14 protein-coding genes are annotated in these 14,099 nt (G+C 41.2%); 2 read left to right on the forward strand and 12 right to left on the reverse strand.

The features are described from left to right. The first annotated feature begins 132 nt into the window (after positions 1–132). Positions 133–282 carry a hypothetical protein gene (locus H4J54_RS10525; protein WP_182190834.1) on the forward strand — a complete coding sequence of 50 codons (150 nt, stop codon included), beginning with the start codon at positions 133–135 and terminating at the stop codon, positions 280–282. 138 nt (positions 283–420) lie between these two features. Here H4J54_RS10525 and H4J54_RS10530 read toward each other — a convergent pair whose 3' ends face one another. From H4J54_RS10530 to H4J54_RS10585, 12 genes are all read right to left on the reverse strand, one after another. Next, positions 421–1,359 (reverse strand): universal stress protein, encoded by a 939-nt coding sequence (locus H4J54_RS10530; protein ID WP_182190835.1) that lies wholly within the window; start codon positions 1,357–1,359, stop codon positions 421–423. A 129-nt stretch (positions 1,360–1,488) separates the two neighbouring features. Continuing rightward, positions 1,489–2,424: a universal stress protein gene (locus H4J54_RS10535; protein WP_182190836.1), complete on the reverse strand. Its 936-nt coding sequence runs from the start codon at positions 2,422–2,424 to the stop codon at positions 1,489–1,491. 35 nt (positions 2,425–2,459) lie between these two features. Then, entirely contained in the window at positions 2,460–5,606 is a 3,147-nt protein-coding gene (locus tag H4J54_RS10540) for a complex I subunit 5 family protein (protein WP_259367141.1), read from the reverse strand. Positions 5,607–5,608: 2 nt separating this feature from the next. Further along, positions 5,609–7,123: a complex I subunit 5 family protein gene (locus tag H4J54_RS10545; RefSeq protein ID WP_182190838.1), complete on the reverse strand. Its 1,515-nt coding sequence runs from the start codon at positions 7,121–7,123 to the stop codon at positions 5,609–5,611. Then, positions 7,123–7,419 (reverse strand): cation:proton antiporter subunit C, encoded by a 297-nt coding sequence (locus H4J54_RS10550; RefSeq protein ID WP_182190839.1) that lies wholly within the window; start codon positions 7,417–7,419, stop codon positions 7,123–7,125. Before H4J54_RS10550 ends, H4J54_RS10545 begins: the two co-directional genes overlap by 1 nt. Beyond that, on the reverse strand, positions 7,416–8,165 hold the full coding sequence (locus tag H4J54_RS10555) for a hydrogen gas-evolving membrane-bound hydrogenase subunit E (protein WP_182190840.1): 750 nt from the start codon (positions 8,163–8,165) through the stop codon (positions 7,416–7,418). The genes H4J54_RS10550 and H4J54_RS10555 overlap by 4 nt, the downstream gene beginning before the upstream one ends. Further along, complete coding sequence (locus H4J54_RS10560; protein WP_259367140.1) at positions 8,158–8,472, reverse strand: hydrogenase subunit MbhD domain-containing protein; 315 nt, start codon at positions 8,470–8,472, stop codon at positions 8,158–8,160. Before H4J54_RS10560 ends, H4J54_RS10555 begins: the two co-directional genes overlap by 8 nt. Continuing rightward, entirely contained in the window at positions 8,469–8,789 is a 321-nt protein-coding gene (locus H4J54_RS10565; protein ID WP_182190841.1) for a monovalent cation/H(+) antiporter subunit G, read from the reverse strand. The genes H4J54_RS10560 and H4J54_RS10565 overlap by 4 nt, the downstream gene beginning before the upstream one ends. Further along, complete coding sequence (locus tag H4J54_RS10570; RefSeq protein WP_182190842.1) at positions 8,786–9,043, reverse strand: monovalent cation/H+ antiporter complex subunit F; 258 nt, start codon at positions 9,041–9,043, stop codon at positions 8,786–8,788. Before H4J54_RS10570 ends, H4J54_RS10565 begins: the two co-directional genes overlap by 4 nt. Next, on the reverse strand, positions 9,043–9,615 hold the full coding sequence (locus H4J54_RS10575; RefSeq protein ID WP_182190843.1) for a Na+/H+ antiporter subunit E: 573 nt from the start codon (positions 9,613–9,615) through the stop codon (positions 9,043–9,045). The genes H4J54_RS10570 and H4J54_RS10575 overlap by 1 nt, the downstream gene beginning before the upstream one ends. An 845-nt stretch (positions 9,616–10,460) precedes the next feature. Next, complete coding sequence (gene nhaR, locus H4J54_RS10580; RefSeq protein WP_182190844.1) at positions 10,461–11,366, reverse strand: transcriptional activator NhaR; 906 nt, start codon at positions 11,364–11,366, stop codon at positions 10,461–10,463. A 390-nt stretch (positions 11,367–11,756) separates the two neighbouring features. Then, positions 11,757–12,281, reverse strand: a complete 525-nt coding sequence (locus tag H4J54_RS10585; RefSeq protein ID WP_182190845.1) for a gamma carbonic anhydrase family protein — start codon at positions 12,279–12,281, stop codon at positions 11,757–11,759. Between the two features lie 279 nt (positions 12,282–12,560). Here H4J54_RS10585 and H4J54_RS10590 point away from each other — a divergent pair, with 279 nt between their 5' ends. After that, a complete protein-coding gene (locus H4J54_RS10590; protein WP_182190846.1) occupies positions 12,561–14,099 on the forward strand; it encodes a Re/Si-specific NAD(P)(+) transhydrogenase subunit alpha in 1,539 nt (512 codons plus the stop codon).

Genomic DNA, 14,099 nt, shown 5'->3' on the forward strand with positions numbered 1-14,099 from the left:
AAAAAATTCCAATGCTTTTTTCTGACCTTTCGATAGCTGCTATCAAACAGTTTACGCTATGTTAAGCCTGTAATTTTTGCTAGCTTATTCACTGATTTTTTCACTGCTTTGTCGATAATTTCAAGCAACTTGATGAAAAAATCCATGGTGGTAACCGACTTAATATCGGTTGAAAACCAATCAGAAAACTTAGCGCCACGTGGCGAACTTAGCACAAGTAATATGTGTTACAAATATCATAAGCGACAAATTAATCGCATTCATCTGATTGCTATTAACTAGTCAAGATCCGATTTATAAAGCTTATAGGCAGTATTATTGATTGTATCTAGCATGCATAAGGCCCCAGGGTATTAGGCTAACGTAGCAGCATCGAGCATAGCCTTGTTTTTATAAAAAACTTTATCTTAAAATAAAAGCCTATTTAATCGGTGAGATAAAGCCTACCGGTTTTAACGTTAATACTGAACATGACACTTCACTTAATATTGACTCAGCCGTGTTGCCAATAAAAAGTCCAGCAATACCGGTACGGCATACCGTGCCCATGACGAGCAGATCAATGTTCTGCTCGGCTATATATTTAGGGATTTCTTCTTGAGCAGTCCCCTCAATAAATTCTGTTATAGGCAAGTTGCCATCAACAAAGTGATTGTTGATAAAGTGATCAAAACGTTTTTGTCTATCTAATTTCTGCTTCATGATTAATTCAAGGCGATCAACTTCAGAGTTATGGCCCCAGCTTTTTAAATAATCTTCATCAGGCAATTGCCAAGCATGTATAACATGTAATTCTGCTTTTTCTGACACTGCTAAATGGGCGGCCCATGTTAATATGGTATTGTTAAGCGCGAGTCCTTCTTCGCTTGGCGCATACACATCTATAGCGGCCACTATGCGCTTAATTGGCTCATCTGCTTTTGTACCAACCGCTAGTAGCGGACAAGGGCATTTCCTCATGAGGTGAATTGTGGTACTACCAAAAAACCTTCTTCGACTTTGCTCACCTGTTCTGGCCGCTAATATCACCAGATCATAGTTTTCTTGCTGTACTTTTTTAATCACGGCGATAAAAGGTACGCCGATTGCATTTTGTGCGTCGACAGCAATAGCGGGGTGATAAAACTTTTCAATATTCTTTTTTAAAACTCGCTGCTGATCTTTTTGTAAATTTTCCATTAGCTCTTTCGAGGGCAATAGGGTAACCAATGCGAGCTGATCTTTAGGAAGTTCTTCTACCACACTAAAGAAGGTGATGTGTGAGTGATGACTTTTTGCTAATTTAATTGCTTGTGAAACAACTGCAGCTTGAATTGAGTTTGCCGGGGTTACGAGTAATAACTTATTTAAAGAAACCATTGTTTTCTCCTATCATGATCAAATTCAGTAACACTGTGATTAAGTTGTCGTTATATCTTCGGTGCTTATGCTCTTTTTCAATTTGTTGAAATATCTAGCTTGAAGTGAAGTCGTTATATATGCCCGTGCTTAATATATGGGTGAGACCCAATTCTCAGGTTTTAAGGTGATGACTGAGGAATTAATCGCTTGAAGTACCGATTCAGAGGTATTGCCAATTAAAAATCCAGGAATACCAGAGCGGCCAATAGTGCCCATAACGACAACATCGATACCCTTGTCATTAACAAAAGCAGGAATAATAGTTTTTGGATCACCTTTGGCTAATATTTGCTCAAACTTGTACTGGGTATACTCGTTCACCAAGATATTAAGGCTCTCTTGGTATTCGCGTTCTTCATGCTTTAATAAGGTTTCAATTTTAGCGGGAGACACTCTGGTGAATGCGCCATGTTTGAGAGCTTGCTCACCATATAACGACCAGCATGACAAGATGGTTAATTTGGCATCTTTATACTGACTTAATGATGAGGCGATATCGATTATCATGCGATTTTGGGCGCGACCTTCTGCATGTTGTTCCATTGAAAGGTCGACGGCAGCTAATACCTTTTTAACTGTATCCTGTTGCTGTTCTTTAATTAACCAAACCGGTTTGGGGCATTTACGCATGATATGAAAGTCATTGCTGTCAAAGCTTTTTTCACTTTTATTTGCCACTTTGATCAGTAAATCAGCTTTGTTTAAAATAACGGCTTTAACGATTTCGATAAAGTTTTTACCTTTGGCGACACTGACTGAAATGTCTAAACCAGTGCTTTGTAATTGCTGTGCTAAATCAGTTAATTGGTCGAGTCGCTGGGCGATAATAAATTCGGTTAGCTCTGCAGGGCTGACAATATCGGCATAACTACTGAGGATAGTTGCATGCGGTTCAACTACGTCAAATAACGTTATTTTTGCTCCAGTTTTACTGGCCAGTTCAATGCCTCGTAATACGGCGATATCAAGTTCAGGCTTAGTTTGCTCATTAACTTTTATGATTATATGTTTAAAACGTTTCATAGGGTTATCTCCTGCTGTTGATTAGACAAATTGACTTAAGTTAAAAAGGTATAGAGTAGAGCGGCTAGCATAACAATCATGACAGTGCCTGGCGTATCAAGCGTTAATTGTTTGCTTAAACGCCTTGATACGCTTAGTGACCATAGGTGTAAATGACCCAGCATTATGTCGATATATAGAGCAATACTGGTATTTAAATTAGCAATTTTTTGCCAAGTTTTAGCGCTTAAACTTGCTAATGCTTGATAGACAATTAACAGATCGCCGGCCGGAGGTACGGGTAATTTAGCGCGTAGTTTTGTGCTGGCAAAAATGATCAACAAACCGGTAAATGCTGGCCAAACAGCAGACCAACTTAGCGTTGAAACGATTGTCTGAAACTGCTTGAATTCAAACGGCGGCGTATAAAAATAGCTTAAACACATCAAGGCTGAAAGCGCTGTTGGCAAGATAAGTCGCCAATTGGGTTTAGCGCTCGATGCCTTTAATATCGCCTGCTCTCTCATCAGTTCGATAAACCTGCCCATCAGCAATGTGGTACCTATAGCTGACATAACCAGTAACGTGGAGAACAATGGCCAGCTTGAAGTGGCATCTTTAAGTGCTGCTTTGGCTAAGGCACCACTGCTTAGTGGCAAGCCGATTAATGATAACGCTGGAACTAATACCAGTAGCCACAAAAACGGAGTGAGCTTATGGCCGGGTTTTAATGTTGAACTGAGCCCAACACAAAAAAACAAGCTTGCCTTGGCAAAACCATGATGCATAGCAAAAAGTACTATAGCGGGCAACAATAATGCCCAGCTGTCAGGGGTCGCTAAAGCAAAACCAATACTGGCGACTATAATGCCGAGCTGACTAACCGTTGAGTAAGCTAATACGGTTTTAGCATTGTCTTGCAATGCGCCATAAATGGCAGCCAAGAAAGTGGCGCCAAATCCAAGCACCATCATAGGTTGGGCCAAGACATTGATGCTTGCATCACCTAAGGGCAGAAAACGTATCCAACCTAACAAACCTACTTTCACCATAACTGCACTGAGCAGGGCACTAGCGGGTATGGGTGCCACGGGGTGCGCTTTGGGCAGCCATACATGCAAAGTGGCCAAACCGGCTTTAACGCCAAAACCGATAATCAATAATGTTGAAACCCAAACAACAGGTAACTCGTTTGTGCCAAATTCAGCGTAATAAGTTCTCCCCACTAAGCCAAGAAATAACACTATTTCTGAAAATATCACCCAGCGGATATAAGTTGTTGCCGCCGACTGTGCTTCGTCACTTTCTGAATGCAGGATCAGCGGGTAAGCAGAGAAACTCATCAGTGCAAAAAAAGCAATAAAGGATGAAATTTCTTGTGATAACACCACGCCAAGGTTGCCTATCATGGTTAGGATAAAGAACAGGTAAAAACGGTTTCGTTTGTTATCGTTAGCCATATAAGTTTGGGCATAAAGCGCGGCAATAAGCCAAATGGCTGAGGTTAATAGTAAAAATGACTGCTCGACCCTATCTTCATTAACCACAAGTAGTGCCGCTAATAATGCGGGTAATGGGGCAAGCGGGATCAAACGAATGACTTTAGCGCGTAAAGTTTTAAACGCCATCGCAAACAATAATAAAGTGGGTAAAATCAATACCCAAAGGTGACCCGTACTGTATTTAAGTGCTATGCCTGAAATATCCGGGAAAATGGCTTGGTACTCACGTGAGGCAATTAACGCAGACCAAGTGAGTGGGCTATAAGCACTTGAGGCAAATAACCCAACAGCTAAGGCGAAAAAAGCGGTAATTAAAGGTGGTAGTAGTAGCATCCAATGTGTTTCTAAACGCAACTTAGGTACTTCTTTGGGCCACGGCTGATCTTGCTCTTTGAACCAAATGGCATGAATGATCGGTAAAAAATAGCTGGCATTTAGTAGGCTACTAATAGCCAGTACGCCGAGCACCCAATAGGCCTGTGCTTCTAATGCACCCACACCTAAATACCATTTAGATACAAAGCCGGCGATAGGAGGCACACCAATCATGCCAAATGCAGCTATGGTGAACGCTGCCATAGTAAGGGGCATACGTTTACCTGCACCATTCATTTGGCTGATTTTATGAACCCCCAGGGTTTCTGCAAGATTACCTGCACAGAAAAACAGCGTGATTTTCATTAAACCCTGATGTACTAAGTGCACTAGGCCACCAATCGTGGCTATTGGCCCTGCAATAGCAGTACCGAGCGCAATATAAGAGACCTGACTTACGGTTGAATAGGCTAAGCGTCTTTTAAGATCGTCCTGACTCAAAGCCTTAACTGAGCCGTAGATGATGGTGAAGCCAGCAATAACGGCCAGTAAAACGGTTAGTCCTAAATCACTGGCAAATTCGACACCATAAATATCATAAACAACGCGCACGATACCAAACGCGCCGGCTTTGACAACGGCAACGGCATGCAACAAGGCACTTACTGGTGCCGGTGCGGCCATTGAAATAGGTAACCAAGCATGCAAAGGGAACAAAGCTGCTTTGACACCTAGCCCAGCAATGAGTAAGACAAAAATGATCTGTAAATGGCTGTTGTTTAATCCAGGTAACTCAGCCAACAAACCTGCTGAGGTAAAGTCGAGTGGTCCAGCTAGCACTTTTAGCCAGACCACACCGGTTAACAGCAATGCGCCACCTATCATGGTATAGATAAGATAGGTGCGCGCCGCTTTAATCGATGCCGCGTTGCCTTTGTGGGCAATTAGTGGGTAGGTAACGAGTGTCAGTAATTCATAAAAAATTAAAAAAGTGACTAAATTTCCAGCAAGCGCTAAGCCTATTGTGGCACCAACACATAAGCTAAAAAAGGCAAAAAATCGGCTTCGATTAGCGCTATTTTTAAAATAGCCGATGGCATAAATAGTGGTAAAAAACCATAACAGGCCTGACAAGCTGACAAATAATAGTGACAGTGCATCGCCGTGAAGAACAAAGTCAATATTAGGTAACAGTGGTAGGCGTGTTTCAAAGTCTAAGCCATTGACAACACCTGACAACAACATAGCGATCAGGCTAAGTGTTATTAGTGCGCCGCCAATATTTAGGCTTCGCCGCTGCAAGACTCTATGCTCAGGTGTCGCCATAACGGCCAAACCAACTAAAATAGGACAAATGACAATGAATGCAGGTAATAGTGTGCTCATGTTCATATACCATTTACCTCAGTTACTGTATTACTGATATTAAGAATAAACTCTGCATTGAAACCTAAGGCTAAGGTGATCAGCGCAAGTATTAGGGCGACTGTTGTCATAACCTTTGACACTGGCACTGTCGATTTTGCTGTGGGAGACTCAACAACTGCGGGGTCTGTAGAAAAGGCTAAACTTAATACTTTGAATAAATACAGTGCCCCTAAGAGTCCTCCTGTAATTACGACGATCACCCACCACCACTGACCACTTTCGATAGCCGTGGTGAGTAATAACCATTTGGCGATAAAGCCAGCACTCGGCGGTAAACCAATAAGGCTGATGCCCGCGATAGCAAAGACTAAAACATTAAGTGGCTCGCGCACCGCGATACCTTTGAGTTGAGCAATCTCGCCATTACCTTGCGCTAAGATCAAATTGCCAGCCGCTAGAAACATTGCCGCTTTTGCGCACGCATGTGCAACGATGAAATAGACTGCTGCCTGTGATGCAGAGCCAGTAAACGAGCTAACCCCCATTGAGTATTCACTTAACGGAAACAATAAAAATATGTAGCCAAGTTGGGCAACCGTAGAATAAGCAATAAGTAGCTTTAATTGTGTGGCACGAAATGCGCACCATGAGCCATAAATAATGCCTGCACCACCCAAAGCACCTAACACTTGAGAAGCACCCAAGGTGATGGTTTCGCCTAATACGTCAAACCAAAACTTTATTAAGATATACAACGAAGCCTTAACTACTAGCGCAGAAAGTATCGCGCTAACCGGTGTTGGGGCATTTGCATGTGCGGGTGGTAACCAAAAATGCAGTGGAAACAAAGCTATCTTGAGCAGAAGTCCAATAGTGATTAGGATCATCGCGACCTTATCAGGAAAACTATGGTTGGCTGTTTCAGCTATTTGGATTAAATCTAGCGTGCCATGACTACGATAGAGAATGGCAATGGCGAACAAGTAAAAAAGTGAACCTAATAGACCGACTAACAGATACCTTAATGCGGCTTGTAAGGCGGCGCGATTGCCTTGCAGGGCAACCAAGGCAGCGGCAGAGAGTCCGATAATCTCTAGACAGACATAAATGTTAAAAGCATCTGCTGACATAAACAAGGCATTAAGCCCTGAGATTAAGAACCACCACAAGGGCCAAAAACGTAAGCTTTTTTCGCTAGCGTTATATTTATCTGAAAAATATGAGGCGCTATACAGGGTTATTAATAGCGTAAGCAAGCCCGTTAGCGCGATCATCAAGATTGAAAAACCATCAACAATGAGATCTATGCCAAGAGGTGCTCCCCAACCACCAATGACATAGCGCTGACTTTGATAAGTTTGTTCATCTAAAAACAGCAGGGTTGTTAACACAACGAGTAAAAATTGCGCTAGTGAAAAACATATATTTATTGGGCCTTGTAGCCGGTTTCGGCCGATAAGGAACGCTATTATTGCTGCCAGTAATGGCAAAAATACTATGGCTGGCAAGAGCAGCGATGAGCTTAGGTAATTCATCACTCGCTTTGCTCTTGGCTAGACTGATCCATGTGATGAATTCGCACCATTAGATTAAGGGCGAGTGCGGTGCCTGCTACGGCGATGACAATGCCGGTCAATACCAGAGCATGAGGCAATGGGTCGACCACCAATGGATTGCGTTTAGCTAAGGCAATCAAGAACATAAAGATACCCACGCCCATGACATTGAGCGCCAGTATTTTTCGCATCACATGGCTAGCCACCACCACACCAAAAAAGCCAATAGCAAAAAGTGCTAAGCCAGCCATAGAGTAAAGCAATGCAGAGGTCATTTTATAGTCCGGTGTTTATGGTCGGTAACTGATATATTTCCACTAGCAATAAAACTGCTATAAAGTGAGGCTAATGCAAGGGTTATTGAGACAGTAGCGCAGGCTTCTATTAACAGTATCAGCAGGCCAGAAAATGCTAGGGGATAAGTGAGTAAGCTGCCTTCAAACCAAATAAGGGCTGTGCCGATAGTGAGAAATACAACTAAACTAAGCACTAACAAAACACGCGCCATAAAAGATGTGTAGTTAACCTGATAAGTATCACTTTGAAACATCAGCACGCTAGCACCAGCTAATAAAGCGCCAGCTTGGAATGCACCGCCAGGCTGATGTGCACCCGCCCAAAGCAAATAGCCGGCAAAAATAACCACTGCGGGTGTAATCCAACGCTGCAGTGTCAATAGCACCAAATTTTGTTTGCTTACTTCGATGCGTTTAAAGAATGGAGCATGGTGATCACGCGTTGGTAAAATAGCCAGCACAACCACCAGTAGCACCGCGATTTCAAGCAAGGTGTCGTAGGCGCGAAAATTGAGTAACACAGCGGTAACTGGGTTAGTAACACCACTAAGCTCGATATTCTGAGTAATTAAAGAGGCTAGGCCAGTGTTATGTCCCTTATCGCTAAGTACTATTGTTATCGTTACGGCTAATAAAAGCCCGGTAACCAATACTGAGGCAATTAAGCTTAATGCACTTTTATTGACTGCGGGGCCGTCATATTCAATATCTAATTTGTTAAACATGCTCTCTAGTATCCTTTTGACTTGTCTTAGCGTTAGTCACATTTGGCTCAATTGCTTTTGTGCGGTGAGACCTAATTTGATTCCATGCAGCCAGCAATAAAGCGCCGGTGATGCCGGCACCAATAGCGGCTTCGGCAATAGCGACATCAAAGGCCCCAAGCTGTCCCCAAGCAATAGCGGCTAAAAGGCCTAAACAAACAAAAAATACGATACAGCGAAAAAGTGAGACAGAGAAAATACTCATCCAGCCAAGGGTAAGCATACTGAAGATTAACAGAGCATCAAAAATCATCACTAGGTTCATCATTTACTCTCAACTGAAGGGGGTGCTGGTGTTTTTAAGGATTGCTCGTTAATCACTTGAGAGGCAATTAAATAGCTACAAGCGGCACTGGAGAATATAACCAAGCCCCAAACAAGCATTAACTTTAAGCCATCAGTCAGTGAAGACAGTTGTGGTAATAACCCCATTACCATTAATCCAAGACCTAGATTGTCAGCCTTGGTTAGTGCATGTAGGCGACTGAGTACATCGGGGAATCGTATTAAACCCACCGTGCCAGCAAAGAAAAAAAACAACCCTGCTAAGCAAAATATCACACTAAAAATATCAGCTAAATTCATTGAGATTTACCTCTAAGTTGGGTGAAAGTTACAATCGTTATCGACGTTAACAATGCAAGTACTAAGGCGACATCAAGCAGATAAGGCTGATCTTGAATAACCGACAGAAGTGCCAATATAGCAACACCGATAGTGCCCACTAATTGCGTTGTTAAAATACAATCTGCGTAACTTGGTGCGCGCAAGACAAACAGCAAACTTAACAGCAGTAAAATAGCTAACACTATGGTGGCAATTACTAATAGGGTTATCATCACTTTTCACCATCAATAAGTGATTGACCGCTAGTGTCTAAAAGCTGTTTAATACGTATTTGGCAATCGTCTATTTCGGCCTGATTGAAGGTGTTCATATCCAGCACATGAATGGTGAGCTCTTGAGCATTTTGTCTAGCGCTTACGGTACCGGGCAATAAACTTAGCACTTGCATAAAGGTAAATACTTGCGAGTCGTTGGCTAAATCTGTGTGATATTTTATAAAGCCAGGCGAAAGCTTTAGCTTAGGGCTAAGTGCCAGTTTAGCGATAGACCATCCGCCTCGCAAAGATTGAACATAGAAGTAATATAAAAATGATAGAATATTGAATGGTTTTTTTAGCCACTGATGGCGTTTTTTTTGTTGTGGCGCTAAATAGAGGCTAAGCACGCTAGCCATGGCAATAAAAACAATACCTAGGCCCAGAGAATTTTGCTGCCAACGGGTAAGTAAGCCCCAAAATAGGCTAAATAAAGCGAACCGAATCAAGAATCTCCAGCTCAATACTGAGCGAAAGCTGAACGCAGATGGTGAACTCGACAATTCATTATTTTGCTTGATGATTTTCATTTTCTCCCTTAAATATCTAGGTTAATATTCACTTTATAAAAAGTTACGCTCAAGTTTATAATAGGTTGATATAAAGTTAATGTAGCGTTTATTTCAGATACATTGATAAAAATGCAGTTTCGGCCACAAAAGAGAAAATAAAAAGTCGAATTAAACGACATATTAAGTCGAATTTATCGATAAGAGTATTGCAACTGAAATTAATGCAGCAGTGAGGCGTTAAATCACAGCGATTAAATTAAGGCTCAGTTTTAACTAATTATTGTCGCCTCAGATGAAATGAACTTGGCTATTCATATTTGGCTCATCAGGTTTTAAGAGGCGGCTGTTAGTAAAAATAGCTATCAGCTATCAGCTTTCAGCTTTCAGTTAAAAGTAACAACTGTGAGTTTGTTTTTTCTGTTAGGTTTTTGTGCATCAACTTATGCGTTCGCTTGAAGGACTGAAGTCCGATTTACAATTTACAAAGGACTTTCCCCCCCATTACATTAATCATCCGCTGAACGGTTACCCAATGTAGATTGGACTTTAGTCCATCAGGTTAAATGAAATTTAACTGGTTTTGGTATAAATGGTGAGCGAAAATAATAATAGCGCGCTGCAGATTTTTTTGACCTATCGCGTTAATCATCAGGCTAATCCCTTGACGGACTGAAGTCCGACCTACAAAGGGTCCAAAAAAGGCCTATAAAAAAAGAGTTTTTATTGAGATAAAATAAGTAGGGGATGGTGATTACAATTATAATTCAATTAAGCAAATTATTGGATATTCACAAGCTTTGAACAATGTGACTTAATTAGTCAATATGTACTCCAACTTGAAGTAGCACCGCTATTAGCAAAGCTTAATCACGGAAGATGCAGGTTCTTGCCGTTTTACAAATAGCTAAAACGGCAGGGTGACTGACTTTACGCTCGGCCGAAATCGCATAAAATCTATGTTTTACATCATCAGTTTGGCCAATAATTTGCACACCAAAGTTCTGACAGACCTCATCGGCTATTGCTGTCGGCATAAAGAAAACACCAAGACCTCGTTGGCCGAATGACTTTAATAAAGCACTGTCATCAAACTGGCCAACAACATTAGGAAATATCTTCTGCTTATGTATCCACTGATCAAATAACTGCCTGATGCCAAATTGTGTTGTGGGTAATAACATTGGCGCATGGTGCAGAGATTTTGGAAAGTTTGAGGCTAAGCTTTTTTTTAATTCAGGAACGCCAAAAAACGTCAAGCCAGATTCGCCAAGGTAATGATTAAAAACACTAGTTCCTAAGGTATTGTTAGTAGCGGCATCACTGATAACCATGTCTAATTTGTGCATAGATAGGTCAGCCAATAGACCTAAAACAGGACCTTCTGTGCTGATTAAGTTAAGACCGCCAGGTATCAGCAATGCCGGTTCAATAATTTTACAGACAATAGTTTTAGGTAGCGAACTGGCGACACCGACCATAAACTCAGTCTGGTTACATGAAGCAGAACTTCGCATGACACCACCGAGCTCATGGCCTAATTTGAAAATTTCATCAGCATATTTCAGCGCGGTTCTACCGGGCTCTGTTAACACCAAGTTTCTGCCCTGTTTTTCAAACAAGGCGCAGCCCATGCGAGCCTCTAATAGCGAGAGTTGGCCACTAATGGTATGAGGTGTTATATGTAAGCGTTTACTTGCCTTAGCTATACTGCCTTCATGTGCTACAGCCCAGAAGTAACGCAAATGTTTATAGTTAATCAGCTCAGACAAAAGTAAAACACCTCAAGGCTTTTAATAGTGAAAATTGTAATGTAACAGCGTAATGACAAGAATATTGTCAATTTAACAATAATTTAGACTAAGGCTTTTATATTGCAACGTTTTAATTTTTATCACCTTAAGTTTTCTTAACAAAATATGGCAGTTACTGAGACCTTAAATAACATATAAAACGAATTATTATAAAATCTATATTAAATCGTTTGCGTTAATTTTTCTTTAAAAGTTCTAGTATGACGCTAACGTTTTCTCAACATAAACCATTATTTAAGGTTTATGTTGATGATTTGACTCATGACGTCTAAGGTTTTTTTCTCCGCCATTATAACGCTCAAAAAGACGGTGAAAATACTAGCTAAAATCATTTCATTGTAGCAATAATCACGAATCTACTGGTTCTAGGTCCTTTAAATAACGTTGACCATTTTCAACATAGTGCATAGCTGATTTAGTGAACATATCTTGGGTTGACTCATCAAGCACTTTAATAACTTTAGCCGGCGAGCCTAAAACGAGATGTCCGTCCGGCACTTGCATGTTCTCAGTAACTAAACTGTTAGCACCAATTAAGCAATTTTTGCCAATGTTAGCACCATTGAGTACCACCGCATTCATGCCCACTAGGGTATTATCTCCTATGGTACAACCATGCAACATGACTTTGTGGCCCACAGTAACATTGCGCCCTACGGTCATTGGGAATTGAGCGTCAACATGTAAAATTGAACCGTCTTGAATATTGGTATTCTCACCAATGGTAATGCTGGCAACATCAGCACGAATAACCACGTTAAACCAAATGCTAGTATTTTCGCCTAGGGTAACGTCACCTATTAGTGTGGCATTGGGGGCTATAAAATTACTCTTATTTAACTTGGGTACTAAGTCAGCTAATCGATAAATCATCTATTTTTCCTTTTTTCGAATTTATGCCTTTATATTAATCTATTCCTGTTAGAGAGCAAATTAGACCTTTAGGCTATAGTTATAACGCTTAAGTTATACTAAAAATAAACCAGCTTGATGTATGAAGATTAAGCAATTAATGGTAAAACATTATAAGTAGTTAGTAATAATAATAATTTTAACGTCCAGTCGGATGAGATACTTAGCAAATAAGCTCAACACATAAGACTATGTGCTGAGCTTATTATTAGGTGTTTTATGTGTAAATAAAGGTGATATATGATTATTGGTATACCGAAAGAAACATTGTCAGGTGAAAACCGAGTCGCTAGTGCGCCAACTGCGGTAGTGTCATTACTCAAGCTTGGTTTTGAGGTAAAAATACAAAAAGGTTGTGGCACTAAAGCAAGCTTTACGGATCAAGAATTTATTGATGCCGGTGCCAGTGTTGCGGTTAAGAAGGATGTTTGGCAGTCTGATATTATCTTTAAAGTAAATCCTCCTACGCTTGACGAAATTGCTGCCATGAAGGAGGGGGCTTATCTCGTTGGTTTTATTGCTCCTGCACAAAATGAGGATATTTTAGCGGCGTTAAAAGATAAAAAAATTACCACCTTAGCTATGGAGATGGTACCAAGAATGACCCGCAGTCAATCAATGGATGCGTTAAGCTCGATGGCCAACATTGCTGGTTATCGTGCCGTTATTGAAGCGACACATCAGTTTGGTCGTTTTTTAACCGGGCAAATAACCGCTGCTGGTAAAATGCCACCCGCTAAAGTCATGATTATTGGTGCCGGTGTTGCCGGTTTAGCTGCCATAGGGACAGCAAGTAGCTTAGGGGCGATTGTACGAGCATTCGACACCCGACCTGAAGTTAAAGAACAAATAGAAAGCATGGGTGCTGAGTTTCTTGAGCTTGATTATGAAGAGCCGGAAGACACAGGCTCTGGTGATGGTTACGCAAAAGAGATGAGCAAAGCTTTTATTGATGCTGAAATGGCCTTGTTTGCTGAGCAAGCAAAAGATGTTGATATCATTATTACCACCGCTATGATCCCAGGCAAACCTGCGCCTAAGCTTATTACAACCGCAATGGTTGAATCGATGAAAACGGGCAGTATTATTGTTGATTTAGCGGCAGCGGGTGGCGGTAATTGTGAATTAACCCAAGCAGGTAAAGTCGTTAATGAAAAAGGTGTGAAAATAATTGGTTACACCGATCTTGTTTCTCGCTTACCGAATCAAGCATCACAGTTATATGCGAATAATTTAGTCAGCTTAGCAAAACTCTTGTGCAAAGAAAAAGACGGTACGCTTAATATTAATTTTGACGATGTCGTTATTCGCAATATGACCGTTGTTAAATCAAATGAAATTACTTTTCCACCGCCGGCTATTCAGGTCAGTGCTGCGCCTGTTAAGCCTAAAGCTGAAGCAGTTAAAGCGCCTGAGGTTAAAGTTAAAGAACCGGTGAGCCCAGTTAAAAAATATAGCCTGATGGCTGCTGGTGCTTTGCTTTTTGCTTGGGTTGCCAGTGTTGCTCCTGCGGATTTTCTTTCTCATTTCACCGTCTTTGTTTTAGCCTGTGTTATTGGTTACAACGTGGTGTGGAATGTTAGCCATTCGCTGCATACACCCCTGATGAGTGTCACAAATGCCATCTCTGGCATTATCATTGTTGGCGCAATTTTACAGGTGGGCAATAGTAATCCACTAATACAAGTGCTCGCCGGTGTCGCAATACTTATTGCCACTATCAACATTGTTGGTGGCTTTGTTGTCACTAAACGTATGTTAAAAATGTTTAGAAAATAA

Origin of the sequence: Colwellia sp. MB3u-8 (genome assembly GCF_014076985.1) — a bacterium.
Classification (GTDB): Bacteria; Pseudomonadota; Gammaproteobacteria; order Enterobacterales; family Alteromonadaceae; genus Cognaticolwellia.